At 67.4% G+C, this 25,313-nt stretch carries 21 protein-coding genes; 12 read left to right on the top strand and 9 right to left on the bottom strand.

The features are described from left to right. The first annotated feature begins 198 nt into the window (after positions 1 to 198). The 5 genes from JZ792_RS04975 to hflX all read left to right on the top strand — a co-directional run bounded on the left by JZ792_RS04975 (position 199) and on the right by hflX (position 5,527). Positions 199 to 969: a class III extradiol ring-cleavage dioxygenase family protein gene (locus tag JZ792_RS04975; protein WP_216907258.1), complete on the top strand. Its 771-nt coding sequence runs from the start codon at positions 199 to 201 to the stop codon at positions 967 to 969. Positions 970 to 1,006: 37 nt separating this feature from the next. After that, positions 1,007 to 1,948: a tRNA (adenosine(37)-N6)-dimethylallyltransferase MiaA gene (gene miaA / locus JZ792_RS04970; RefSeq protein ID WP_216907256.1), complete on the top strand. Its 942-nt coding sequence runs from the start codon at positions 1,007 to 1,009 to the stop codon at positions 1,946 to 1,948. Between the two features lie 175 nt (positions 1,949 to 2,123). Beyond that, a complete protein-coding gene (locus JZ792_RS04965) occupies positions 2,124 to 2,927 on the top strand; it encodes a TrmH family RNA methyltransferase (RefSeq protein WP_254189336.1) in 804 nt (267 codons plus the stop codon). An 85-nt stretch (positions 2,928 to 3,012) separates the two neighbouring features. Next, a complete protein-coding gene (dapF, locus tag JZ792_RS04960) occupies positions 3,013 to 3,894 on the top strand; it encodes a diaminopimelate epimerase (protein ID WP_216907346.1) in 882 nt (293 codons plus the stop codon). 172 nt (positions 3,895 to 4,066) lie between these two features. After that, positions 4,067 to 5,527: a GTPase HflX gene (gene hflX, locus JZ792_RS04955; protein WP_216907345.1), complete on the top strand. Its 1,461-nt coding sequence runs from the start codon at positions 4,067 to 4,069 to the stop codon at positions 5,525 to 5,527. Between the two features lie 11 nt (positions 5,528 to 5,538). Here hflX and JZ792_RS04950 read toward each other — a convergent pair whose 3' ends face one another. Next, positions 5,539 to 6,900, bottom strand: a complete 1,362-nt coding sequence (locus JZ792_RS04950; protein ID WP_254189292.1) for an ABC transporter substrate-binding protein — start codon at positions 6,898 to 6,900, stop codon at positions 5,539 to 5,541. A 183-nt stretch (positions 6,901 to 7,083) separates the two neighbouring features. Next, positions 7,084 to 8,103: a LacI family DNA-binding transcriptional regulator gene (locus JZ792_RS04945; RefSeq protein ID WP_216907252.1), complete on the bottom strand. Its 1,020-nt coding sequence runs from the start codon at positions 8,101 to 8,103 to the stop codon at positions 7,084 to 7,086. A 221-nt stretch (positions 8,104 to 8,324) separates the two neighbouring features. Here JZ792_RS04945 and JZ792_RS04940 point away from each other — a divergent pair, with 221 nt between their 5' ends. Then, positions 8,325 to 9,185 (top strand): lysophospholipid acyltransferase family protein, encoded by an 861-nt coding sequence (locus JZ792_RS04940; protein WP_216907250.1) that lies wholly within the window; start codon positions 8,325 to 8,327, stop codon positions 9,183 to 9,185. Positions 9,186 to 9,200: 15 nt separating this feature from the next. Here JZ792_RS04940 and JZ792_RS04935 read toward each other — a convergent pair whose 3' ends face one another. The 3 genes from JZ792_RS04935 to JZ792_RS04925 form a co-directional block, all read right to left on the bottom strand. Then, positions 9,201 to 10,403, bottom strand: coding sequence for a fatty acid desaturase family protein (locus JZ792_RS04935; protein ID WP_216907248.1), 1,203 nt, complete (start codon positions 10,401 to 10,403; stop codon positions 9,201 to 9,203). A gap of 82 nt (positions 10,404 to 10,485) precedes the next feature. Beyond that, positions 10,486 to 10,659 (bottom strand): hypothetical protein, encoded by a 174-nt coding sequence (locus JZ792_RS04930; RefSeq protein ID WP_216907246.1) that lies wholly within the window; start codon positions 10,657 to 10,659, stop codon positions 10,486 to 10,488. 167 nt (positions 10,660 to 10,826) lie between these two features. Beyond that, entirely contained in the window at positions 10,827 to 11,558 is a 732-nt protein-coding gene (locus tag JZ792_RS04925) for a TetR/AcrR family transcriptional regulator C-terminal domain-containing protein (RefSeq protein WP_216907341.1), read from the bottom strand. 354 nt (positions 11,559 to 11,912) lie between these two features. Here JZ792_RS04925 and JZ792_RS04920 point away from each other — a divergent pair, with 354 nt between their 5' ends. The 3 genes from JZ792_RS04920 (at position 11,913) to JZ792_RS04910 (ending at position 15,395) form a co-directional block, all read left to right on the top strand. Then, positions 11,913 to 12,947, top strand: coding sequence for a glycosyltransferase (locus JZ792_RS04920; RefSeq protein ID WP_216907244.1), 1,035 nt, complete (start codon positions 11,913 to 11,915; stop codon positions 12,945 to 12,947). Between the two features lie 144 nt (positions 12,948 to 13,091). Next, positions 13,092 to 14,090, top strand: a complete 999-nt coding sequence (locus JZ792_RS04915; protein ID WP_254189290.1) for an alpha/beta hydrolase — start codon at positions 13,092 to 13,094, stop codon at positions 14,088 to 14,090. Between the two features lie 159 nt (positions 14,091 to 14,249). Continuing rightward, the gene (locus JZ792_RS04910; RefSeq protein WP_216907240.1) at positions 14,250 to 15,395 is read left to right on the top strand and encodes an acyl-CoA dehydrogenase family protein; all 1,146 of its coding nucleotides are present in this window, start codon (positions 14,250 to 14,252) and stop codon (positions 15,393 to 15,395) included. A 63-nt stretch (positions 15,396 to 15,458) separates the two neighbouring features. Here the strand turns inward: JZ792_RS04910 and JZ792_RS04905 are convergent, their stop codons facing one another. The 3 genes from JZ792_RS04905 to lexA form a co-directional block, all read right to left on the bottom strand. Beyond that, entirely contained in the window at positions 15,459 to 16,088 is a 630-nt protein-coding gene (locus JZ792_RS04905; protein ID WP_216907238.1) for a histone deacetylase, read from the bottom strand. Between the two features lie 137 nt (positions 16,089 to 16,225). Then, positions 16,226 to 17,404 carry a lipase family protein gene (locus tag JZ792_RS04900; RefSeq protein ID WP_216907236.1) on the bottom strand — a complete coding sequence of 393 codons (1,179 nt, stop codon included), beginning with the start codon at positions 17,402 to 17,404 and terminating at the stop codon, positions 16,226 to 16,228. A gap of 292 nt (positions 17,405 to 17,696) precedes the next feature. Continuing rightward, the gene (gene lexA / locus JZ792_RS04895) at positions 17,697 to 18,428 is read right to left on the bottom strand and encodes a transcriptional repressor LexA (RefSeq protein WP_254189289.1); all 732 of its coding nucleotides are present in this window, start codon (positions 18,426 to 18,428) and stop codon (positions 17,697 to 17,699) included. Positions 18,429 to 18,630: 202 nt separating this feature from the next. On the opposite strand from lexA, the gene JZ792_RS04890 reads away from it, so the two are divergent. From JZ792_RS04890 to nrdR, 3 genes are all read left to right on the top strand, one after another. Then, positions 18,631 to 19,092 (top strand): hypothetical protein, encoded by a 462-nt coding sequence (locus tag JZ792_RS04890; RefSeq protein ID WP_216907232.1) that lies wholly within the window; start codon positions 18,631 to 18,633, stop codon positions 19,090 to 19,092. Positions 19,093 to 19,229: 137 nt separating this feature from the next. Then, on the top strand, positions 19,230 to 20,483 hold the full coding sequence (locus JZ792_RS04885) for a hypothetical protein (protein ID WP_216907230.1): 1,254 nt from the start codon (positions 19,230 to 19,232) through the stop codon (positions 20,481 to 20,483). Between the two features lie 190 nt (positions 20,484 to 20,673). Continuing rightward, positions 20,674 to 21,144, top strand: coding sequence for a transcriptional regulator NrdR (gene nrdR, locus JZ792_RS04880; protein WP_109527593.1), 471 nt, complete (start codon positions 20,674 to 20,676; stop codon positions 21,142 to 21,144). A gap of 39 nt (positions 21,145 to 21,183) precedes the next feature. Here the strand turns inward: nrdR and hrpA are convergent, their stop codons facing one another. Further along, the gene (gene hrpA / locus JZ792_RS04875) at positions 21,184 to 25,290 is read right to left on the bottom strand and encodes an ATP-dependent RNA helicase HrpA (protein ID WP_216907228.1); all 4,107 of its coding nucleotides are present in this window, start codon (positions 25,288 to 25,290) and stop codon (positions 21,184 to 21,186) included. Positions 25,291 to 25,313: the final 23 nt, after the last annotated feature.

The raw sequence follows: 25,313 nt of genomic DNA, 5'->3' as shown, positions 1-25,313 counted from the left end.
CCGAGCCGCCGAGACCATTGATCCGCGCCTCTCACGGGTTGTTCCCAGGGATGCGAACCCGTGATGACCTGGGTTGTAGCAACCTCGACACTATCAATCCCGGCAAGGATTGACGCAGAGACACTCGAAGCCGCCCACCGTCGCGGCCGGTGCCGACGGGCGCGAAGCGCCGTCGGGACGAACGGCTACCGTTACGTGGTGCTCTCCATTGCGGCCCTGGTCCCGTCGCCGCCGATCCTGGTTCCCGAGCTCGTCGGCGCCGCCTCACGCGCACCAGGAGCCGATCCGGACGACCCGCCCGCCGTGCTGCGGGCGGCCGTTTCCGCCGCGGGCGCGACGCTGGCCGGGGCGGCTCGGCACTGGACGGTGCTCGGTTCCGGTGACGCCGACCAGGTCTTCGGACCGGACGCGAGGGGCACCTTTCGTGGCTACGGGCTCGACGTCCGCGTCGGGCTGTCCCCCGACGCCGTCGCCGATTCCGGGGCGGGGCCCGATCCCGAGCTTCCGCTGTCCGTGCTGATCGCCGGATGGTTGCGTGGGCAGGTCGGCCCCGATATCAGCGTGCGGGCCCGCGTTCTCGCGGCCGACACTTCCGCCGAGCGGTGCGCCCGGGCCGGGGCCGATCTGCGCGCCGAACTCGACGCGGCGGACGAACCGCACGCGGTGCTCGTCGTCGCGGACGGCGCGGCGACCCTGTCGCTGAAGGCGCCCGGATATCTCGACGATCGCGCGGCGGGCAGCCAACAGGCGCTGGACCTGGCACTCGACGCGGGTGATCGCGCGGCCCTGCTCGCACTCGACCCTGCCCTGTGCGCCGAATTGTCCATCGCGGGACGTCCCGCGTTTCAGGCGCTGGCAGGTTTGTTCGCGGCCGATTCCGTCGATCCGAGCGTCGACACGCTCTACCGTGACGCGCCCTACGGCGTCGGCTACCACGTCAGCCTGTGGCGACCGGGCGGCGCCGGATGAGCAGGCGAGCCACGCCCCGCGCGGCAGGGCAGCGGGTATGACCGAGGTAGCGTCCACCGGGATCACCCCGATCGCCGTCGTCGGGCCGACCGCGTCCGGAAAATCCGATCTCGGAATCGATCTGGCCGAACGCCTCGACGGCGAGATCGTGAACATCGACGCCATGCAGCTGTATCGGGGCATGGATATCGGCACGGCCAAATCGCCGCCGTCCGAACGCCGAGGCATCGCGCACCACCAGCTCGATGTTCTCGACGTGACCGAATACGCCACCGTCGCCGCGTATCAGAGCGCGGCGGGCGCGGATGTCGAGGCCATCATGGCGCGCGGTCGGACCCCCGTCATCGTCGGCGGTTCGATGATGTATGTCCAAGCGCTGCTGGATCAATGGGATTTCCCGGCCACCGATCCCGTCGTGCGCGCGCGGTGGGAGCGGGTACTCGCCGAACGCGGTGTGGTCGCGCTGCACGAGGCGTTGCGCCAGGCCGATCCGGCGGCCGCGGCGACCATCCTGCCCACCGACGGACGGCGCATGGTGCGCGCGCTCGAGGTCGTCGAACTGACCGGACGCCCCTTCGCGGCCTCGGCCCCCGTGATCGGTGAACCACGGTGGGGGACGATCATCATCGGGGTGGACCGCGATACCGCGGAACTCGACGCCCGGATCGAAGCGCGGACCGCGCTGATGTTCGACAGCGGATTGGTCGACGAGGTACGCGGGCTGATAGATCTGGGCCTACGCGAGGGTGTCACCGCGCGCCGGGCCATCGGCTACGCGCAAGTCCTCGCCCATCTCGACAACGAATACGACCTGAACGACGCGCGGGAACGCACTCTCATCGGCACCCGGCGTTATGTGCGAAGGCAGCGTTCGTGGTTTCGCCGGGACACCCGGGTGCGCTGGGTGAACGGCGCCGACCCGGATCCGGCCGCGACGGCGCTGTCTGTGCTCGAATCGACGGAACGGACCAGTAGGTGATCGGACAGAACAATCGGGTGGTGTCCGCCCGGACGGCTCGGACAGCACCGGCGGCAGGGACGGCGGGGCCGCGGTGATGAACAGGGAATCTCCCCGCGCCAGGCAGGCCCGCGGCGGATCCGGCCGCACCGCGGGTGACGTCGCGAACCGCAGGGTGAGCACCCGCAACGCCTCGATGCAGGTGTGGGAGGCGTACCTGAACAATCGCGCCACCCGCAATCGCGACGGACGTTTCCTCGTGCAGGGCGTGCGTCCCATCACCCAGGCCGTGGCCAACGACTGGCCCATCGAGACGCTGCTCTACCGGCTCGGCACCCCCGAACTGTCCGGCTGGGCCAGGGAACTGCTCGATTCCGCCGAGGTCCCGTGCATCGGACTCGTCCCCGAGTTGATGGCCGAACTCGGCGAGAAGGCAGGCGGCATACCGGAAGTCGTGGCCGTCGCGGAATCGCGGACGACCGAACTCGATGATTTCGCACCGGGTGAACCCGGTGAGGACGCGCCCGTCGTGGTGGTGTTCGACCGGCCCAATTCGCCCGGCAATCTCGGCACCCTGATCCGTTCGGCGGACGCGTTCGGCGCGGACGCGGTGATCGTCACCGGACACGGCGCCGATCACTACGATCCGCAAGCGGTGCGCGCGTCGACCGGATCGCTGTTCGCGGTGCCGGTGCTGCGGGCGGCGGGCGCGGCCCAGGTGCTGGCCTTCCGGGATCGCCAGATCGGGCGCGGCATTCCCACCCGCGTCGTCGGCACCGACGAGAACGGCACGCACGCGGTCTTCGACCACGATTTCGCCGACGCGACCATCCTGGTGGTCGGCAACGAGTCGAGCGGTATGAGCGCGGCCTGGCAGCAGGCGTGCGACGACCTGGTCTCCATTCCGATGGGAGGTTCGGCGAGTTCGCTCGGCGCGCCGTCGGCGGGTGCGGTGGCGCTGTACGAAATTTCCCGACAGCGCCGGACGTTCGTCGGATAGGGAGTAACCCGCCCGTATACCGGGGCGTCGCCGACCCGGATAATCGAGGAAAAGCACCCGAGGATCAGGAGCGCACGTGGCGGATATCGAGTTCAGCAAAGGGCACGGCACCGAGAACGATTTCGTGGTGCTGCCCGATCTCGACGTCCGTCTCGAATTGACCGAGGAGCGCGTCGCCGCGCTCTGCGATCGTCAGCGCGGACTCGGCGCCGACGGTGTGCTGCGCGTCGCCCGCGCGGGCACGCTGCGCGAGGCGGGGGTGCTGGCGACGATTCCGAACGGCATCGCCGAAACCGACTGGTTCATGGACTACCGCAACGCGGACGGCTCCGTCGCCGAGATGTGCGGTAACGGGGTGCGGGTCTTCGCCCACTACCTCGCGGTCGCCGGTCTGGAAGCCGCCGCCGAATTCGTCGTCGGCAGCCGCGCTGGTGCGCGCCCGGTCACGGTCCACGCCGCGGACCACGCGTACGGCGATGTCACCGTCGGAATGGGTCGGATCACCGAACTGGGCTCCTCGACCGCGACCATCGCCGGCTGGGGCTACCCGGGAATCGGCATCGATGTCGGGAATCCGCATCTGGCCTGCGTCGACGCGAATCTGTCCGCCGAGGCGTTGGCCAAACTGGATCTGACGGTCTCGCCCGGCTACGACCCGGACCTCTTCCCGCTCGGGGTCAATATCGAGATCCTCACCCCGCTGGGCGCCGACCGGGCGGCCGATATGCGCGTCTACGAACGCGGTGTCGGCGAAACCCGTTCCTGCGGAACGGGAACCGTCGCGGCGGCGGCCGCGGTCCTGGCCGCGGAAGGGTTCGCCATCGGCACCGACACCGACGAGGTGACGATCCGGGTGCCCGGCGGTTCGGTGCGCGTCGGACTCGACGGCGGCGACGCGTGGCTGCGCGGCCCATCGGTCCTCGTCGCCTCCGGACGCCTCGCCGAACAGTGGTGGAACGGGCTCTGACGGCGGATTCGCGAATATCGAAGTGCGCTGACCCGCACGAACGTGGCAAGCTGGATGGCGTATGAGGAATTCAGAGACTTTCGATATCAATCCGGCCGCCGACGACGATCTCGTCGAGACGGCCGATGACACCGTGGACGCCGGGGACGTGGTGGCCGAACATGCCGCCCGTATGCGCGCTCGCGACGAGCAACTGAAGGGCACCCGCCACGCGGGCTGGGCGAGCGAACCGACCACCGGTGAACTCCAGCTCGACGACCGCGCTTCCCTGCGCCGTGTCGCCGGTCTGTCCACCGAACTCGCCGACATCACCGAGGTCGAGTACCGGCAGCTGCGCCTGGAACGGGTCGTGCTGGTCGGGGTGTGGACCGCCGGTTCGTCGGCCCAGGCCGATGCCAGCATGGCCGAGTTGGCGCTGCTGGCCGAAACCGCCGGTTCCGAGGTGCTCGAAGCGCTGATCCAGCGTCGCGATCGGCCCGATCCGGCCACCTACATCGGCTCGGGCAAGGCCGAGGAACTGCGCGCGGTGGTGCTCGAGTCCGGCGCGGACACGGTGATCTGCGACGGTGAACTCACCCCGGCCCAGCTGACAGCGCTGGAGAAGGTCGTCAAGGTCAAGGTCATCGACCGGACGGCGCTGATCCTGGACATCTTCGCCCAGCACGCCACCTCGAGCGAGGGCAAGGCGCAGGTCGCGCTCGCGCAGATGGAGTACATGCTGCCGCGGCTGCGCGGCTGGGGTGAATCCATGTCACGGCAGGCCGGTGGTCGCGCGGGCAGCAACGGCGGTGTGGGTCTGCGCGGTCCCGGTGAGACCAAGATCGAGACCGACCGCAGGCGCATCCGCGAGCGGATGGCGAAACTGCGCCGCGAGATCCGCGAGATGAAGACCGCGCGCGACACCAAGCGGGCCCGTCGCACCTCCAGCGGCGTGCCCTCGGTGGCCATCGTCGGCTACACCAACGCGGGCAAGTCGAGTCTGATGAACACCCTGACCGGCGCGGGGCTGCTGGTTCAGGACGCGCTGTTCGCCACCCTCGATCCGACCACCCGCAGGGCCGCCCTCGACGACGGCCGCGAGGTGGTCTTCACCGACACGGTCGGATTCGTCCGCCACCTGCCGACCCAGCTGATCGAGGCGTTCCGTTCGACGCTGGAAGAGGTCACCGGCGCGGATCTGCTGCTGCACGTCGTCGACGGTTCCGATCCGATGCCGTCGGGGCAGATCAAGGCGGTCCGCGAGGTGATCACCGACGTGATCAAGGAGCAGGGCGCCGCCGCGCCACCGGAATTGCTGGTGGTCAACAAGATCGACGCCGTCGATCCGAACGAACTCACCCGCTTGCGCGGTGTGATGCCGGACGCCGCCTTCGTCTCGGCCCACACCGGTACCGGCATCGCCGAACTGCGCGACCGGCTCGCCGAGGTGCTCGGCGGACTCGACGTCGAGATCAGCGTGCTGCTGCCCTACACGCGCGGTGATCTGCTGGCACGCATCCACGCCGACGGCCGCATCATCGCCTCCACCCACGAGGAGGGCGGAACCCGGGTACGTGCCCGCGTTCCGCACGCGCTGGCGGCGGCACTGTCGGAATACGCCCACGCGGGTGGCTCCGCGCGCGGCGAGGCTTGATCCGTCGGCGGTTATTCCAGTTCGCTGAGGGATCTGCCGACGTCGGCGAGGGTTATCGGCCTGCCGAAGTCCTGGGTGTACCGGTACGGGGTGAATCCGCACCGGAACACCCCGGTGTTCGGGCCGAATTCCGCGGCTTTCCACCCCTCGGGCGTCGCCTGCTGGACGTTGAAACATCGCGTCTGCTCGGCCATCGGCCGTGACAGGTCCAGCGGCGCCTGCAAGCCCCCGGCGGTCCAGGCGGTCTCCTTGCGCGCGGCGTGGTAGACGCAGGCCCGCGTCAATTCGTCACCGCAGGTCGCGGCGGATTTCGCGAACAGTACCCACGCCTGAAAAGCCCGGAGCACCTGGAAGGTGATGTCGCTACTGGGCGCGTACTGATCGAACATATCCTTCAACTGCCGCACGGCGGGCACTCGCGCGGCGGCGTCGAGCGGGGCGATGCCGCTCAGGTCGATGTAGTAGTTCCTGTTCTCCAGCGAATCCCGCATCGCGCCGAGGAATTCGGAGTTGTAGGAGGTGGCGTTGGCGTCGATCCAGTCCGGCTGGTACCCGATATCGGTGAGCGCTTCCTGGAGGCGGGCCAGATGGCGGAATTCGCCGAGGAAGATCAGTCCGCGCACCCGGTCGGCCCTGAGCGCACGGGCATACGATGTCCAGTCCGAAATCCCGGCGGGAGGATACTTCTCGTTGTAGACGACCGTCGCGCCCGTCGCGGTCAGTGATTCGGTGATCTTCTCGCTCATGACCTCGGTGATCGGGGAATCGCCGACCAGCACGCCGATCGAGTTCGCCGAGCCGGGATGTTCGTCGTTGATCAGCCAGTCGTGGAAGCCGGAGTAGGGATCGACATTTTCCGAGACCGTGGCCCCACTGCTCAGTTGCAGGTCCGATCCGGTGTTCGCGCTCGTCGTGACGTGCGCCGGAAATTCCGGGAGCAGGCAGGACAGCCGGTCCTTCACGCCGAGACCGTCGAGCGCGGCCCCGCCGCCGACGAGAAAGAAATCCTCGCGGCACGATTCGACCATCCGCTGATGCACCTCGGTCAGATTGGTGTCGCGGATATTCGCCACGAGTGTGCGCCCGTTGATTCCGCCCGCGGCATTGCACCAGGACGTGAACACCTTCGCCGCGTCGATGAAATCCCGGTATCGCGTGAAGCCGACGTCGGAGAAGGTGCCGACTTCGATCTCGTCGGCCGTCACGCCCGGCGCCGACGCGCTGCTCGCGTCGCCGGGACGGCAGATGTCGGTCAGGTTGCCGAAGGAACCCGACGCCGCGCTCTTCGCGTCCTGCGCACCCCCGCCGCTGCCGCACCCCGTCGCGATCAGGCAGGCCGCCACGACGGCGACGCCGATTCTGTTCGGTCTCAACGTATTCCTCCCGTGCGACGCCCCGCATGACACCGGGTCGTCACCGATTCCCGCCCTGTGCCGGAGTCGACGATCTCGAGGCACGATCGACGAATCCTGTTGCAGGCAAACGCATCGCGACCGTGCGTGCGTGAAGTCGAAGTTACCGCAACGAGATCCGGGATCGGGAACCGCGTACCCCGATCAGGTCGAGTCGCGCGGCACCAGGTGCGCGAAATCGCCGTCCGGCGTGACCGATTTGCTGGGATATCCCAGCGTCGTCATCATGGCGGACACCGCGACATCCACGATTTCCGTGGCGTGGAAGGCGATCGAGGTCAACGGCGGATCGCTCACCGCGGCGAGCGCGATGGTGTCGACACCCATCACCGCCAGATCCTCCGGGCAGCGCAGACCGGCCCGGCGGATCCCGTGCAGGACGACGAAGGCGACCTCGTCGCTCTGGGCGCAGACGGCCGTCACGCCCTCGTCGACCCAGCGCGACACCGTCTCGGCCGCGCCGGAACCGTCCGTGGCGAATGTCGCGACTTCCACGTCGGGCAGATTCCGCACTCGCGCGGCGGCCCGCATTCCTCGCAACCAGTACTCGCCGAGCGGTCGCAATTTCTTGTCGTCGGAGTACGCGAACGCCAGACGCCGGTGTCCGCGCTCCTCCAGATGCGCGACCCGCAGTTCGCCGACCGTCAGGTCCAACGCGGCCAGGGCGCGCAGATTGTTGCTGCCGAGGTGGATCTGCGGGATGCCCGCGGCCTCGACGGCCGCGAGCGCCGAACCGCGCAGCGGGAAGGTGCCCGCGACCGCGATGGGATTCAGATTCGAGATCGCGTCGACCACATTGCTCGCGTCCTCGGTCTCGAATTGCAGCGACAGCACGATGCCCTGCTGGGCCAGTGCGGTGGTCAGTCGGCTGCCGACTTCCATCGCCAGCTCGCCCATCGCCATGCGCGGGACGATGTAGAGCACGATGCCGCTGCCGCCGATGGCGAGGTTGCGGGCCGCGAGGTTGGGCCGGTATCCCAACTGCCTGGCGGCCTCGCGAACCACGGCCTGGGTCTGCGCCGAGATGGTCTGACCGGCGACATTGTTCAGCACATAGCTGACCGTCGCCGTCGACACATTGGCGAGGCGGGCGACATCGGCCTTCGTCGGCCGCGCCGATCGCCGCGCACGTACCTCCGCCCGGGTCTCCGAATCGCTCGTCACCAGCGCATCATCGCACGCGATGCTGTCAGGTCGGTCGTCCAGATCCCCCGAAGGCTCTCGCTGCTCCGGCGTCGGTCCGCCCCCGCGGTGCAACCTGTTCCAATCTCGTACGGTACGGTGTCTGGGGAGGCCGTATCTCTACACGGCGCAGGGGCTGTGCATTCCGCTGGGAAATTCCACTACGACGAAGTGCTGGGATCCGACATTCGATGGGGACACCGATGCTTGAATCCTCGCCCGCCGAGGCGTATCTGTCCGATGGCGCGAAGCTCGACGTGACGTTGGACGACACCGATATCCGATTGCTGGAGGCGCTGCTGGCGCCGTTGCGCGCGTGGACCAGTCCGCGCTTCTTCGGCCTGGAGAACATTCCGGCCGAAGGACCGGTGCTACTCGTCGGCAATCACAATCTGATGGGCGTCATCGACGCGCCACTGCTCTTTCCGGAAGTACTGCGTAAACGGGGGCGGGTGATTCGCGGTCTCGCCGAGAACGTGTTGATCGCGGTGCCGGGACTGCGCCATTTCCTGCACTACTACGGCACGGTGCGTGGCACACGCGAGAACTGCATGGCGATGTTGCGCCGCGGGGACGCCGTGATCGTGTTCCCCGGCGGCGGACGCGAGGCGATTCGCCGCAAGAACGAGAAATACCTCCTCAAGTGGGAGGGTCGCACCGGATTCGCGCGGATGGCGATCGAGGCGGGCGCGCCGATCGTGCCGGTCGCGATGATCGGTGTCGACGATGCGTACGACATCGTCTTCGACGGCGATCATCCGGTGATGCGTCCGGTGCGCTGGACCGTCGAGGCGCTGGGATTGAAGGCGAATCTGACTCCGCCGCTGTTGCGCGGTGTCGCGGCCACGATGTTGCCCCGTCCGGAACGGTTCTATTTCTCGGTGGGCGCGCCGATCGATCCGGCGCCGTGGCGCGATGCCACCGACCTCGACGTCGCGGCCGCCGATCTGTGCGATGTGGTCCGCAAAGGACTCGAAGAGGAGATGAACTACCTGTTCGAGGCCAGGGACCGTGACACGGGACGGACCCTCGCGGGACGCCTGCGCGCGATGCTGCCGATCTGAGTTCGGTTCCCGCGCCTACGACGCCCGTCGCAACGCGGTGCGCAACCCGCTGTGACCGGAACGATTGCCGCGACCGCCGGGAAATGGTCCGGGCACGTCGAACTTTCGTTCCGACGCCGTCTCCGGGGCGTCATCGGAGGTCGCGAGCAGCAGACTGTCCGGGAGCGCCAGTTTGTGAATCGTGCGCAGCGTCAGCAGGTACTGGCGCAGCAGCGGTCCGGTCGTATAGGGCAGGTCGTATCGGTCGCAGAGATCGCGCACCCGATGTGCGATCTCCGCGTAGCGATTGCTCGGTAGATCCGGGAACAGGTGATGCTCGATCTGGTAGCAGAGATTGCCGCTGAGGAACGCGAGAACACGTCCGGCGTCGAAATTCGCGGAGCCGAGCATCTGACGGAGATACCACTCGGACTTGGTTTCGTTGTCCAGCACGTTGGGTTCGAACTTCTCGGCTCCGTCCGGGAAATGTCCGCAGAAGATCACCAGGTATGCCCAGATATTTCGCAGCACGTTGGCGCTCGCCGTCGCGGACAATGTCCGCCGCCAGCGTCGGCCGTTGAACGCGGGGAAGAGGAGATAGTCCTTGCCGATCTGCCGCGTGATCTTGCGAAGCAGGGCCCGGGTGTGTTTGGTCTTCTCTACCGGATCTCCGGAGCGTTCCTGCGCGGAATAGAGGCCGTGCAGGGCTATACCCCATTCGAAGGTGGCGGCCAGCAGGAGATTCCGAACCGGTTGCAGCAGATGTTCCGGTCGCCACGACTCGTCGCGGGTCACACGCATCACGCCGAAGCCGATGTCCTCGTCCATGCCGAGCACATTCGTGAAGACGTGATGGCGATAGTTGTGTGAATATCGCCACTGCGCGGACACACCGGCCATGTCCCATTCCCATGTGCTGGAATGTATTTCCGGATCGTTCATCCAGTCCCACTGGCCGTGACCGACGTTGTGCCCGATCTCCATGTTCTCGATACTCTTGGCCACCGCGAGCCCGACGGTACCGAGGACCCAGCCGGGTCTGTTCCTGGTGAGTGCGATGGTCAGCCGCGCGGTCACATCGAGTGCCCGCTGGAATGCGATGGTGCGCCGGATATAGGCCGCGTCCCGGCTGCCGCGCCGATCGGTGATGTCGCGGCGGATCGCGTCGAGTTCGCTACCGAGTGCTTCGATATCGGACGCGCTCAGATGCGCGTACGCGGCGACCTGTGATATTGCCATTCTGGTATGTCCCCGAGCTGTTGGATTGTTGCCACGATGGGCCGACGAACGAGACGTGACGCGAACCGGTCGTATCGAGGGTTCACCGTTCGAGATCGCGGCCGAGCAGTCGTGTCGCTCGACCGACCGCGCTGTGCGGGGGCTTGCCGCCGATATCTGTCCGACGACGGCTGGCATTGTCGGTCCGGGCCAGGAGCGACCGCGCGCCCGCGATGAACGCCCGTATTCGCGCCGCGATCCAGCCCGTGGTGGTCATCGGATCGTTCCTACCTGCGGTTCGGCTGTATCCCGCGTGTTTTCTGTCGGACATATCGGCCACCGCATGAAACCGTTGTCATCTCAGCGTACGCCGCGACTACAGCGTATGTCTACGCTGTAGATTCACAGCGTAGACATGCCGTGGAGACGGCAAAAATGCCGAGGTCAGACGGCGTTCGGGATCGTCGCGGCCAGGCCGGTCAGCAGGGTGTCCAGCCCTCTCTCCAATTCGGCGGCGCCGTCGTAGGCGGCGAGCACCGGAGCCAGTTCCCGCAGCAGCGGGAATTCGCTGATCGGTAAACGATGCAGGCCGAGTCGCAGCACCTGGTCGGTTTCCTCGGGCCGCTCGACGATTTCCTGGATTTCGTTGAGTACGTGGCCGTAGAGGAATCCCGACAGCGCGCGGTAGATGTGCAGGGCGTCGGCGCCGGAGAATCCGGCGCCGGTGAGCAGCGCCAGAATATCTTCCAGCGGTCGGACCACCGCGGGCGGGCGCAGACCCAACGGGGTGGCCAGCGGTCTGGTGACCAGCAGTGGAACCACGCGTGGATGCGCCAGTGCCAGGCGGCGGAAATCGCGCGCGATCATTCGCAGTTGCGCGGCCCAATCCGCGTCCGAGGAATCGATCGACAATTGCGCGATGACGATCTCGGCGACACCGTCGAGTACGGCGGCCTTGTTCGCGAAGTGGCGATAGATGATCATCGGATCACGGCCCATGGCCTCGGCCAGACGGCGCATCGACAAACCGTCGACGCCGTCGGTGTCGACGATCTCGAGTGCCGCTTCCAGCACCGTCGCCCTGGTGACCGGGCGTTCCGAGCGCTTGGCGTTCGCCGCGGCGTTGTGCCGGTTCCCGGACGTGGAACCGGAGCGCCTGATCGGCGGCTCGGCCATATCGGAGGCCTTCCCATGCATGGCGGGATCTTCGTTGTAGGTCATCAGTGTAGACCTACAACGTTGACGTCATCGTAGCGATCACAACGCGCGCGCGTTCGCGGCTCGGATATCGACGGTTCGTCGGGAATTCGTCGCACGCCGCAGTGATACGGTGGGAGGACCAGTGGACGATCCTGCGTGTTCTCTTCCCGCGGATTCTCGAGCGCTTCGGCGCGACACGTTCGGCCAATCGAGTGGTTGCAGACAGCGGCACCGTCGGCGCTGGCTAGAAGCAGAAGGGGCTGTCCCGGTGTCGAATCGAGAATTCTTCCGAAGGTCCGCGAGCGCGCGCTGTCGCGACGAGCAGAACCGATGGCGCACGAAATCGGTGTCCGCGTGAATACCGCGACCGTTTCCTACGCGCATCTGTTCCGGCTCAGCGATGAATGCGGGATATTCGAACACGCGAAACTGACCGTTCCCCGTGTCGAAAACGGTTACTGCGTGGACGATGTCGCCCGTGCCCTCGTCGTGGCGGTCAGGGAGCCGGAGCCGAGTGCGCGATTGCTCGAACTCGTCCGGGTATATCTGGACTTCGTGATCGCGGCGCTGGACGAGGACGGTCGCTGCCACAATCGCCGGGGCTCCGACCGCGGGTGGCAGGACGACGCGGGCGTCGAAGACCATTGGGGCCGTGCCATCTGGGCGCTCGGTTCGGTGGTCGCTCGCGCGCCCGAACTGGCGGCTACCGCGCTGACGCATTTCACCTCCGCGGCCCGTCGGCGTTCGGAATTTCCCCGCGCGATGGCCTTCGCCGCGCTCGGCGCGTCCGAGGTGCTGCGGGTGCGCCCCGACAACGCCCAGGCGCGTGAGTTGATGGCCGACGCCGCCGAATCTATCGGCGCGCCCACCCGTCGCCTCGACTGGCGCTGGCCGGAACCTCGATTGCACTACGCCAACGCGGTATTGGCCGAGGCGCTGCTCGCGGTCGGCGCGCAGCTGCCGGGGCAGGGCCGCATCCAGGCCGACGGACTCGCGATGCTGCGCTGGCTGCTCGATATCGAGACCTCCGACGGTCATCTGTCGGTCACGCCCATGGACGGGTGGACGACCGGGGAGGCGCGTCCCGGATTCGATCAGCAGCCCATCGAGGTCGCGACGCTCGCCGACGCCTGCGCCCGCGCCTACGACGACACCGGTGACGAGCGGTGGAAGGATTCGGTCCTGCTGTGCCAGGCGTGGTTCCACGGCGCGAACGATATGGCGACCCCGCTGATCGATCCGATCAGCGGCGGATGTTCCGACGGCCTCGAACACACCGGCCGCAACGACAATCAGAGTGCCGAGTCGACCCTCGCGATGATCTCCACCCAGCAACAAGCCCGCAGGTTGACCTCCGCATCGTGACGGGCGTGGACATTCACGCCCTTCCTGATGAGAGACTGAGAAGCGCATAGCAAATTCTCAGTTATCGCACCGTATGTTGGGGTGATGGTCTGGACACGAACTCGAACCGCGGTGGTGGTGACCGCGGTCGCGATGGTATGCGGAATGTCGGTGGGTGGCGCTTCGGCCGATAGTCGCCCGCCGGATCCCGTCATCGCCACGGGGTCGATGCTCGCCTCGCCGAATACCGCCGACGGCTCCCGCGTGGGCGCGGTCACCGTCGACGGCGACCGCACGATTCGGCTCGCGGTGTACTCCGCCGCGATGGGCAGGGATATCCAGGTCGACGTCCAGCGTCCCGCCGACACCTCGGCCCCGCGCCCCACCCTCTATCTGCTCAACGGCGCAGGCGGTGGGGAGGATTCCGCGACGTGGAAGGCGCGTTCGGATGTCATGGACTTCCTGGCGGACAAGGATGTCAATGTCGTCACCCCGGTCGGCGGGGCGTGGAGTTACTACACCGACTGGATCGCGGACGACCCGGTCCTCGGGCGCAACAAATGGCAGACCTTCCTGACCCGTGAACTGCCGCCGCTGATCGACGCGGGTCTCGGCACGAATTCGGTCAACGCGATCGCGGGCATCTCCATGGCGGGCACCTCGGTGCTGCAATTGCCGATCGCGGCCCCCGGACTGTATCGGTCGGCCGCCGCCTACAGCGGATGCGCGCAGATCAGTGATCCGGTCGGCTACAACTTCGCCAATACCGTCGTCGCGGCGGGCGGCGGCAACTCCGCGAACATGTACGGGCCCGCCGGTGACCCCGGGTGGGCGGCGAACGATCCCTACGTCCACGCCGAAGGGCTGCGCGGGGTGAACCTGTACCTGTCCGACGGCAGCGGGATGCCGGGGAAGTACGACACGCTGGACGGCCCGAACGCGCTGCCCGGTGTGGGCGGACTGGTCAACCAGGTCGCCGTCGGCGGCGCTCTGGAAGCGGCGACCGACTACTGCTCGCGCAATATGCGGGCCGAACTCGATCGGCTCGGCATCCCCGCCACCTACCATTTCGCGTCGACCGGCACCCATTCGTGGGGCTACTGGCAGGACGAACTGAAGCGATCCTGGCCGGTGCTCGCCCACGGACTCGGCCTGCCCGCGTAACCGTTCGGTTTGTGGGGAATTGCGCTGGACCGAAAGTTTCAGCACCAGGTGAGACAACGATTCTGCCACCAGAAGTGAACAACGGTTCTCGTTCCGGGTACCGTGTGTGACAACGACGGGTCGGTGTGGACCGGCCGGTGTGGTCACTAGGAGGTTGGTGTGGAGCGCACACTGTTCGAACCCGAACACGACTTGTTCCGCGAGTCGTTCCGCAAGTTTCTCGATCAGCACGTCGCGCCGAACCACGCGAAGTGGGAAGAAGCGGGCATCGTCGACCGGGATGTGTGGCTGGAGGCGGGTAAGCAGGGCTTCCTCGGCATGGCCGTTCCGGAGGAGTGCGGCGGCGGTGGCGTAGTCGACTTCCGCTACAACGCCGTGCTGACCGAGGAAGTCACCCGGGGCCAGTTCTCCGGGCTCGGCTTCACGCTGCACAACGATGTGATCGCTCCGTACCTGGTCGATCTGACCAACGACGAGCAGAAGCAGCGCTGGCTGCCCGGATTCTGTTCCGGCGAGATCATCACCGCCATCGCCATGACCGAACCCGGCACCGGCTCCGATCTCCAGGGCATCAAGACCCGCGCGGTCCGCGACGGCGACGACTGGATCATCAACGGCGCCAAGACCTTCATCACCAACGGCATCAACGCCGATATCGTCATCGTGGTCGCCCAGACGGACCCGGACAAGGGCGCGATGGGTTTCAGCCTGTTCGTCGTCGAACGCGGGATGGCGGGTTTCGAACGCGGCCGCAACCTCGACAAACTCGGCCTCAAGGCCCAGGACACCGCCGAACTCAGTTTCGCCGACGTGCGCGTCCCCGGGAAGAACCTGCTCGGCACCGAGGGCATGGGCTTCATCCACCTCATGCAGAACCTGCCGCAGGAACGTCTGTCGATCGCGGTCATGGCCGCGGGCGCGATGGAGGGCTGCCTGGACACGACCATCCAGTACGTCCGTGATCGCAAGGCCTTCGGCAAACCCATCGGCGCACTGCAGAACACCCGTTTCGTGCTGGCCGAACTCGCCACCAAGACGACCGCGGTCCGCATCATGGTCGATCGCTTCATCGAGGATCTCAACGCGGGCAAACTCTCCGCCGAGGACGCCGCCAAGGCGAAATGGTGGAGCACCGAGGAACAGCTCGACCTGATCAACCGCTGCCTGCAACTGCACGGCGGATACGGATACATGAAGGAATACCCGATCGCCAAGGCGTACATGGACGCCAGGATCCAGACGATCTACGGCGGAACCACCGAGATCATGAAGGAGATCATCGGGCGGTCGCTGAAACTGTCCTGATCGCAAGACTTTTCGCGCCCGGCCCGGACGCGGGCCTCCGCGACGGGCCGGGGCGCGCACGGATCAGGCGTCGCTGTCCGGAACGAGCACGGCGGCAACGGAATCGGGCGTCCACCTCAGATCGGCTCCCGGCCGGGTCGCCAGGTATTCGGCGATCTCGGGTAGCGCCCAGCCGTGGGATTCGGCCAGTCCGGCGGCGAGATGACGCAGGTACGCGGGGGCGGGCGGGTTGCCGGGAATATCGGTGTGCCGCCACGGGGCGGTGCAGGTCAGCACGGGGTGGCCGTCGAGAGTGCCGGTGCGGACGAGGGTTTCGTAGCGTCCGGGGCCGAGGGCGGTGCGCCCTGACTCGACGACCTCGGTGAGGTCGAGATCGATGCCGGGCGGGCGGTACATCTCCTGGGCGACGATATCGGAGAACTGTCCGACGCCGATCAGATACGCGCCCGCCGCTGTCTCGCCGGGTGCGTCGGGAGCGTAGAAGGCCCGGCCGCCGGTCCAGGTCAGCGATTCGGTGGCGAAGTACAGCAGTCCGGGCAGCAGCAGCGGCGCCGAGCGGCGCGGGGCGGTGTGATCGCGACACCCGGGCAGGTCGATCGCGCCGCCGACCGGTGTGCCGCCCGAGAGATAGCACGCGAAACGGCTGCGGTGCAGATTGGATCCGTACGCCGCGTACCACACGAGATCGGTCACCCGGCCATTGTGCCGCGTGCGGACGCCACGGCGATGTCGCGGCCGTGCCCGCGGCGTTCGGAGAGCAGAAGGGCGAGCGCGGTACACGCTCGCCCTTCTGCTGTCGGTCTATCGGCGCTGTCGACTCCCGGTGCGGGTCAGCACCGCACGGGGACCGGATCGTTGCGGAACCGGGCTTCGACGTAGTTCCACGCGTCGGCGAACCCCGCCACCGCCGTCGTCATGTGCTCGGCGATGTCGTAGGGGGTGAACGTCAGCGGGGCACCGGCGCGGCAGTACCGGTCGGCGACCTCCTTGACCGAATCGAACGGGGTGAGTTCGTCGTAGATGCCCTGCCAGATGAGCATCGGGGCCGTCGGCACGCCGTCGTGGTAGCGAAGGCTGTTCTCGCGCAGTACTTCCTTGGCCGCGGGACTGTCCATCAGGCTCTTGGACGCCGCGAGTTGATCCGCGCTGCGCAACGCGCCGTGGAACAGCAGGAAGCGACGGCATTCGTCGTGGGTGATATCGCGGAACCACAGCCCCGTGTTGTTCAACTGCTCCGAGACCGGCAGTCGGTTCGGGTATTCCCGCTCGAGGCCCATCGCCGCGGCGAAGGCCAGGCCGAAACCGGGATGCGGCGCGAAGCCGAGTCCGAGTGCCATCTGTTCGAGGTCGGCCGGGATGCCGCCCGCGACGACCGCGGCGAGTTTCAGTTCGGGCGCGTAGGTCGGCTGGAGGGCTCCCGCCCAGGCGGAGGCCATACCGCCGCCGGAGTAGCCCGCGATCGCGACGGGCGAGGTGGACAGCCCGATCTCGGTGGCGCGCTGCACGGCTCGCACGCCGTCCAGGGTCACCATGCCGCTCAACTTCGCCGCACCGTAGGCGACGTTCGGACCGAGGTAGTCCGGCAGGGATACCGCCCAGCCCCGGCCGATCGGCAACATCGCGCCGACCGCGTCCTGGAGTTCGCCGTTGAACAGCGAGCGCGACGGATTGCATTTGGTGCCGAGCGAATTGATCAGCGCCTGGTAGGACACCAGCGGGGGATTCTTCACGCCGATCGGCAGCAGCACCGTGGTGGCGGCCATGATGGCGTCACCGCTGGAATTGGTCGAGCGGAAGGCCACCTGCCAGGCGTCGGTGCCGACGTAGGGTCCGGAATCGATACGTCGGGTGCGCACGACGTCGCCGGGCGCCTTGGCGGCGAGATCGCCGGGAGCGGTGAAGAACGGATCGGGGTCGGGCGAGGGGTAGAGCGGATCGGCGGTAGCGGTCGTCATCAGCGAACCCGCCGAGAACAGGGTGATCAGGACCGCCAGGATCCTGGTCAGCATCCGAGACAAGGGTGTGATTCCTTTTGTTCCAGGGGAATGCGGCGTCTGCGCGAGCAGCGGTGATACCGCCGGCCCCGACGCCGGATGCCACGTTGCAGGCATCATCCGGAGTCTGAGGTTAGTCGAATCACATTGGTGCGTAACACTTCCTGCATGCGTGAAAGATCACAACAAATGGGCCGTGACGGTTGGGTGATCGTGACGTCGTGTGCCTTCACATGAATCCGCGCCGACGGAAAAACGAAGCGGGGCAGCGACTGTGAGTCGCCGCCCCGCTTTCGGATCCTCGTGCTCAGATCTTGCGGATCACCGTGACGACCTTGCCGAGAATACGTGCGTCGTTACCGGGAATCGGTTCGAACAGCGGGTTGTGCGGCATCAGCCACACGTCGTTGCCGGTGCGTTTGAACGTTTTCACGGTGGCGTCACCGTCGATCATCGCGGCCACGATATCCCCGTTGTCCGCGACGTTCTGCTGGCGCACCACCACCCAGTCGCCGTCGCAGATGGCGGCGTCCACCATCGATTGACCGACGACCTTCAGCAGGAACAGTGAACCGTCGCCGACCAGTTCGCGTGGCAGTGGGAAGACGTCCTCCACCGCCTGCTCGGCCAGAATCGGGCCACCGGCGGCGATCCGGCCCAGGACCGGCACGTAGGTCGGGATCGGGTGGTTCGCGTCCGGGGTGTCGCTGTCCTCGACCGCCGCGCCGGGCAGGGTCGTCACCGAGCGCACCGCCTCGTCCAGCCCGCGTACGTCCACCGCGCGTGGACGATTCGGATCGCGCCGCAGATAGCCCTTACGTTCGAGGGCTCGCAATTGATGGGCGACCGAGGAGGTGGAGGTGAGGCCGACGGCGTCGCCGATCTCCCTGATGCTCGGCGGGTAGCCGCGCTCGCTCACCGAGGTGCGGATGACCTCCAGTACCTTGCGCTGACGCACGGTGAGATCTACCCCGGTCCGGGACGGGTGGGCCCCGGCTCCGCCCTCGTCACCCGTGTCGTCTGTGTGGCTCACCGGCAACCGCCTTCCTGTTGATGATGTCGCTCACTGAATTTAGTCCGGTCAGGCCGATGTATCAAACATCTGTTCGACGTATGTCCGGTGTTGCTGCTGACATTGTCGGTGGACCGTGGTAGAAATCGAACACAAGTTCTTCGAACACATGATCGAATAGCGACTCCCTTCGAGCGACAACACAGCACCCCTCACGGAGGTTTGTCCGATGCGCACCGCGATCAGCGATCCCACTGCGAACACCACCGTTCCGGCTCCGATCGACGACGTCGTCGACGGCCCCGACCAGGCCTTCGATTCCCTTCCGTCGCCGAGGCGGCACCGACGTCGAGGCGGGGTGCGGGCGCTCGAGGCGGTGGCGCGGACCTCGTCGGATCGCCGGCCGCGCGGCAGTCGTCCCGGCGGCGCGGTGGAGCTGTATCGCCGCGGCTCGGCGCGTATGGCACCCACCTCGGCTCCGCACGGTGTGTATCCGATGGAGGCCAGGGTCGCCAGGGCGGAACTGGGTTTCGCGACGCTCGCGATCGCGGCGCTGCTGAGCGCGCTGGTCGTCATCGCGCTGATCGGGCTCGCGCACTGGCGGGCGGGCACATTCCAGGGAGAGACGCCCGCGCCGACGCCGGGCGTGGTCGAACCGCAGACCGCCACGTGGGATCTGCCCCCGCGTTGACGCCGATGCGGGCCCGACGTGTCGGTTCGCTCGCCGGTCTGGCCGAATTTCTCGATCGATAACTAGAACACGTTGCTACCGTGGCGGCGACGTGACTCAGACGGCATCAGCCTCGATCGATACGGGATTCCTTCGCAATGACGCCACACCCCGTCGGACGCACCGTCCGCGCCACCGCCCGGATCGCCGGGTTGCTCGCCTGTCTGCTGTTGGGGCCGAGCATGATTCCCGCCGCGCACGCGGCTCCCGCCTCCGTCGAATACCTCGACATCGCGGCCGTCGACGATGACGGATCCACGGGCGGTGGACTGAATCCCGTACTGCCGCTGGTGGAATCGACACTGCGCGAGGCATTGGACGACGCGCGGTCCGCGGGCGTCGCGCCGCACCGCTACGGCACACTGCTGCACCAGTATTGGCTCGTGGTCGCGGCCCGCAACGCCGGGATCGATCTCGCCGCGTGGGATCCGTCGCGCGGTGTGCACACCAACGAGCACACCTTCAACCTGGTGTACGTCAACTACCTGCGATTGGCGACGCGGCATCCGGAGTTCTACTGGGCTGGCCTCGCCGGTATCGCGGGCGGGTCGTTCGCCTCGGGGTTCTTCGACATCGGCGATGTCGGGACCGTGCTCGACCTGCCGGGTATCCATCGACTCGGCAGCACGGTGGCCGATCTGCTGGCAGGCGTACCGCCCGAACTGGTGGCGGGACTACCGTCCGACATCCGGTTGTTCGCGACCGAGGGCCCGCGCCTGACCGTCGAGGATCTCGACTGGTACCGGACCCGGCTGATGATCATGCAGCGCCACATCTTCCTCGACCTGGTCCCGATGCACGAGGCCTACGCGGCCCTGGGTATGGCGGGAATCGACGAGATGTACGCGGCGGGTGTGATCGACGCCGATATCCGGGCCGGATGGCGGTCTCTGACAACGGGCACCACGGCGGGGTACGTGGACGCGCTGCTGCGGATGACCGATCGCGAACAGAACCACATCGTGGCCGATCAGTGGGACGAGACCACCGCGGGCCGCGGGGGGATGGGCAGGGTGCTGACCTACCTCAGCACCGTGGCGGGCAAACCGGCGGTACCGGGCGTCCGCGCACCCGGGGTCTTCGCGCCCGCGACCGTCCGGGCCGAGGTCGGCGGGCGGATGCTGGCCCTGCGCACCCCGCTGCCCGAATTCAACTGGGCCGACCGTGACGCCCGCTGGGCCTACATCATGGGTGATCTGGTACCCCGCCATATCGACATGGAATCCGACCCGGCACTCGCGGCGACCGTGCTCGGCGAGTCTTTCTGGGACAAACTCGCCCGGGGCAGGCTCGTGCCGCGACTGCCCGACCTGATCGCGGATATGACCCAGCAGTGGCAACTGGCCGGGTGACGTGCGCGCCTCGTTGCGAAAGACCCGGTGGTGACCGAGTATTCTCGAATTGCTATGGAGGTATACCAAGCGTCAACGGGGATATACCTCGTAAGGGGCTCACGCCCCCGTATACGTGCTCGCCGGACCGGTCGCTCCGATCGGACACAGGTTCGGACGCGGGCGCGCGCATCGACGAAGGATCTCTCGGATGCATTGCCCGTACTGCCGACACCCTGACTCCCGGGTTGTCGACTCGCGCGAGGCCGAGGAAGGCGCGGCCATCCGCCGTCGACGATCCTGTCCGAACTGTGCACGACGTTTCACCACGGTCGAGACCGCGATCCTGTCCGTGGTCAAACGCAGCGGCGTCACCGAACCGTTCAGCCGCGAGAAGGTGATCCGCGGTGTGCGGCGCGCGTGCCAGGGCCGCGAAGTCGACGACGATGCCCTGAACCTGCTGGCCCAGCAGGTCGAGGACGCCGTGCGGGCGAAGGGTTCGCCCGAGGTGCCCAGTCACGAGGTCGGACTCGCCATCCTCGGTCCGCTGCGCGATCTCGACGAAGTGGCCTACCTGCGCTTCGCCTCGGTCTACCGTTCCTTCACCTCGGCCGAGGATTTCGAACGCGAGATACAACATATGCGGGCCGCGCGCGCCGCGGCGACGGTCAGCGCCGATTGAGCGGATCCGCCGCCGGGCACGTACCGGCGGCGGTCGCCGTCATCGTCGGACGGCGGAGATCGCCTTCTCGATACGTTTGGCCGAGATCGGGTAGGGCGTACCGAGTTTCTGGGCGAACAGGCTCACCCGGAATTCCTCGATCATCCACCAGATCTCACCGATATCGGGGGCGTGGCGACGATTTTCCGGCAGGGCCGCGAGCAGCCGATCGTAGGCCGCCAGCGCCCGGTCGACTTCGGCGATGCCCTGCCGGTCGCGGGTCGCCGAAGCGGGAAGGGCTTCCAAACGGGTGACCGCCGCGCGCAGGTAGCGGGGTAGCTCCGTCAGGCGTGCGCTGCCCCATTCGGCGACGAAGCCCCGGAACACCAGATCATCGAGCTGGTGACGGACATCTTCGGCGATATCGCGCTCGGCGGTCTCGGCCAGCGCCGCGTCGACCCGGTGCGCCTCGGCCAGAACGGGGACGACCAGGCGCACGATCCGCGCCACCGCGGCGGTGAAATCCGGGCGGATCGTCGCGATCATGGCCTCGAATCGTTCCGGGCTGCGCACCGGCCCACCGGCCGCGACGATCAGCTCGTCGGCGGCGGCGGCACGGCAATCCTCGACCAGGTCGTCGATACCGCCGTACGGATTGCGGCTCAGCGCGAGCCGCTCTCGCGGCGGCAGGCTCGCGGTGACCGCGCGCACCGAGGTTGGCAGCGCGGCCAGCACCAGGGCGCGGGTACCGGTGCGCATGGCGGCGGCCTGCTCGGCGGGTGAGCTGAGCACGCGGACCGCGACGCCCTCGCCCTCGGCGACCAGCGCCGGATAACCCGTGACCGTCTGGCCCGCGACCTCGCGACGCACGGTCGGTGCGACGGTGCCGAGTGATTCCGAGGTCCAGACCGCCGCGGGCGCGCGTTCGGCGCCCGCCGTGGCGCGGGCCACCGACGCGGAAACCTGTGCGGCCAACTGCGTTTTGAGCGCGGCGAGGCTTTTGCCCTTGCCGAGTACCTTGCCGTCGGTGTCGAGCGCGGCGAAGGTCATCCGCAGGTGGTCCGGCAGCGCCGCGGCGTCGAGATCGGCCGGTGCGATGGTGACCGAGCCCAGGCGTGACAGTTCACGGGCCAGGCCGGTGCGCAGCGGTTCGGCGCGCGGCGTCAGCGCGGCCAGGGCCGCGGAGGCGAAATCCGGTGCGGGAACGACACTGCGGCGCAGAGATTTCGGCAACGTCTTGATGAAGGCGGCCGCGAGTTCTTCGCGCATCCCCGGCACCAGCCAGTCGAAGCCGACCGGGCGCACGTGCGCGAGCTGTTCGACCGGGATGCGCACGGTGACACCGTCGTCGTCGCGGCCCGGTTCGAACTGGTAGGTCAGCGGGAAACTCAATTCGCCCTGACGCCACGCGTCGGGGAAATCGGTGGGATCGAGTCCGGCCGCGGTGTCGTTGACCACGGTGGATTTCGAGAAGTCCAGCAGCGCGGGATCTTTGCGTTTCGCGTTGCGCCACCAGCTGTCGAAATGGCGCACCGACACGATATCGGCCGGGACGCGCCGATCGTAGAACTCGAACAGCACCTCGTCGTCGACCAGGATGTCACGACGGCGGGCCCGATGCTCCAGATCCGCGACGTCGTCGAGCAGTTCCCGATTGCGGTGGAAGAACTCGTGGTTGGTCTGCCATTCGCCCTGGACCAACGCGTGTCGCAGGAACAGTTCCCGCGACAGCTCCGGGTCGATACGCCCGTAGTCGACCGGCCGCCCGGTCACCAGCGGCACACCGTAGAGGGTGACGCGTTCGTAGGCGCGGGCCGCGCCGCGCTTGCTGGACCAGTGCGGTTCGGAGTAGACCCGTTTGACCAGATCCCCGGCGAGGCGCTCGGCCCATTCCGGTTCCACCCTGGCCGCCATCCGCCCCCACAGCCGCGAGGTCTCGACCAGTTCGGCGGCCATGACCCAGCGCGGTGGCTTCTTCGCCAGCGACGAGCCGGGGAAGATCAGGAACTTGGCTCCGCGCGCACCGAGGAATTCGCGCGATTCCGCTTCCCTGACACCGATATGGGACAGCATGCCCGCCAGCAGCGACTGATGGATCGCGGTGGAATCCCATGGCATGTCGTCGGATCTCGCGCGTCGGCCCGGCTGTTCACCGTGGTTTCCGCGCCCGGCTCCGTCCTCGCCGGAAGGTGTACCGCCCGGTGCGCCCGCCGTCGACCAACCGAGGCCGCGGGTGATCGTGCGCAATTGCCCGTGCAGATCCTGCCATTCGCGAATCCGCAGGTAGTGCAGGAACTCGTCGCGGCACATACGACGGAACTGACTGGACGACAACGATGTCCGCTGTTCGTTCAGGTAGGTCCACAGTCGCGCGTAGGCGAGGAAATCCGAACCCTCCACGACGAAACGCTGATGTTTGGTGTCGGCGGCCTGCTGATGTTCGGCCGGACGTTCGCGCACATCCTGGATCGACAGGGCGGCGACGATGATCAGCACGTCGGCCAGGCAGCCGTTGCGGTGCGCTTCGACCAGCATCCGCGCCATCCGTGGGTCGACGGGGATCTGTGCCATCTCCCGCCCGATCGGGGTCAGCGACAGGGCGGCGTCCGAGTCGGCTCGACCCTCCGGTGCGGCCGCGTCGCTCTGTCCGTCGCCGTCCGGTGTGGCAGGGCCGCGACGTTTCCCGTCGGGTCGCCGCGCCAGCGCGCCGAGTTCTTCCAGCAGCGCGACGCCGTCGCGGATCGCCCGCTTGTCCGGCGCCTCCACGAACGGGAACTTCTCGATATCCCCGAGTCCGAGCGCGGTCATCTGCAAGATGACGGCCGCGAGATTGGTGCGCAGGATCTCCGGTTCGGTGAACGCGGGCCTGGCGTCGAAATCCTGTTCGGAATACAGCCGGATGGCGATGCCGTCGGCGACGCGGCCGCAGCGGCCCGAGCGTTGCCGTGCCGACGCCTGCGACACCTCCTCGATGGGCAGCCGCTGCACCTTGGTGCGCATGGAGTAGCGGGAGATGCGCGCGGTGCCGGGGTCGACCACGTAGCGGATGCCGGGCACGGTCAGCGAGGTCTCGGCCACATTGGTCGCCAGCACGACGCGTCGGCCGGTATGCGGTTGGAACACCCGGTGCTGTTCGGCGGCCGACAACCGCGCGTAGAGCGGCACGATCTCGGTGCGCGGAAGTTTCAGATCGCGCAGGGCGTCGGCGGTATCGCGGATCTCGCGTTCACCGGAGAGGAACACGAGCACGTCGCCGTCGCCCTCGGCGAACAGTTCGCGCACCGCGTCGCCGATGGCGTCGACCGGATCGCGGTCGATGACGCGGGTGTCCTCCTCCTCGTCGTTGTCGGTGAGCACGGGTAGCTCCAGCGACAGCGGCCGGTACCGGATCTCCACCGGATAGGAACGACCCGACACCTCGACGATCGGCGCGGGCACACCGTTCTCGTCGGCGAAATGGCGCGCGAACAGTTCCGGGTCGATGGTGGCTGAGGTGATGATCACCTTGAGATCGGGACGGCGGGGCAGCAGCTGCGCGAGGTAGCCGAGCAGGAAATCGATATTGAGGCTGCGTTCGTGCGCCTCGTCGATGATGATCGTGTCGTAGCGGCGCAGCATCCGATCGCGCTGGATCTCGGCGAGCAGGATGCCGTCGGTCATCAATTTGACCAGGGTGCGGTCGGAGGCCTGATCGGTGAAGCGGACCGTGTAGCCGACCACGTCGCCGAGTTCGGTCCCCAGTTCCTCGGCGATCCGTTCGGCGACCGTGCGGGCGGCGAGCCTGCGCGGCTGGGTGTGGCCGATGGTGCCTCGGATACCCCGGCCGAGTTCGAGGCAGATCTTGGGTATCTGGGTGGTCTTACCCGACCCGGTCTCGCCCGCCACGATCACCACCTGGTGCGCGGCGATCGCCGCGGCGATGTCCTCGCGACGCTGGGTGACCGGCAACTGTTCCGGAAAACGGATCGCCGGAACCGCCGCGCGTCGCGCGTCGACACGCAGCTCCGCCGCCGTGATCTCGGCGGTGATGGCGGCGAGGTCGGCCGAGTCGGCGTCCTTCCCGCGGGCCCGGTCCAGCCGTCGCTTCAGCCGGTATTCGTCGCGGAGGGAGAGGTTCGCCAGGCGGGTGCGGAGTTCACGTATTCCGTTGTCAGCTGTCCTGGTCATCGCGTACTCCAGCGTAATGGGCG

It is taken from the genome of Nocardia noduli, assembly GCF_019038455.1.
Taxonomy (GTDB): Bacteria; Actinomycetota; Actinomycetes; order Mycobacteriales; family Mycobacteriaceae; genus Nocardia; species Nocardia noduli.
This window is presented reverse-complemented; position numbering and strand designations above follow the sequence as displayed.

Excerpts from the sequence above, each read along its gene's own strand:
- JZ792_RS04900 (WP_216907236.1), bottom strand. The coding sequence starts at position 17,404 with ATGCTGACCAGGATCCTGGCGGTCCTGATCACCCTGTTCTCGGCGGGT.
- JZ792_RS04935 (WP_216907248.1), bottom strand. The coding sequence starts at position 10,403 with ATGGCAATATCACAGGTCGCCGCGTACGCGCATCTGAGCGCGTCCGAT.
- JZ792_RS04940 (WP_216907250.1), top strand. The coding sequence starts at position 8,325 with ATGCTTGAATCCTCGCCCGCCGAGGCGTATCTGTCCGATGGCGCGAAG.
- JZ792_RS04915 (WP_254189290.1), top strand. The coding sequence starts at position 13,092 with ATGTCGGTGGGTGGCGCTTCGGCCGATAGTCGCCCGCCGGATCCCGTC.
- JZ792_RS04965 (WP_254189336.1), top strand. The coding sequence starts at position 2,124 with ATGCAGGTGTGGGAGGCGTACCTGAACAATCGCGCCACCCGCAATCGC.
- JZ792_RS04885 (WP_216907230.1), top strand. The coding sequence starts at position 19,230 with ATGACGCCACACCCCGTCGGACGCACCGTCCGCGCCACCGCCCGGATC.
- JZ792_RS04925 (WP_216907341.1), bottom strand. The coding sequence starts at position 11,558 with ATGGCCGAGCCGCCGATCAGGCGCTCCGGTTCCACGTCCGGGAACCGG.
- JZ792_RS04890 (WP_216907232.1), top strand. The coding sequence starts at position 18,631 with ATGCGCACCGCGATCAGCGATCCCACTGCGAACACCACCGTTCCGGCT.
- nrdR (WP_109527593.1), top strand. The coding sequence starts at position 20,674 with ATGCATTGCCCGTACTGCCGACACCCTGACTCCCGGGTTGTCGACTCG.
- hflX (WP_216907345.1), top strand. The coding sequence starts at position 4,067 with ATGCGCGCTCGCGACGAGCAACTGAAGGGCACCCGCCACGCGGGCTGG.
- JZ792_RS04920 (WP_216907244.1), top strand. The coding sequence starts at position 11,913 with ATGGCGCACGAAATCGGTGTCCGCGTGAATACCGCGACCGTTTCCTAC.
- JZ792_RS04930 (WP_216907246.1), bottom strand. The coding sequence starts at position 10,659 with ATGACCACCACGGGCTGGATCGCGGCGCGAATACGGGCGTTCATCGCG.
- miaA (WP_216907256.1), top strand. The coding sequence starts at position 1,007 with ATGACCGAGGTAGCGTCCACCGGGATCACCCCGATCGCCGTCGTCGGG.
- hrpA (WP_216907228.1), bottom strand. The coding sequence starts at position 25,290 with ATGACCAGGACAGCTGACAACGGAATACGTGAACTCCGCACCCGCCTG.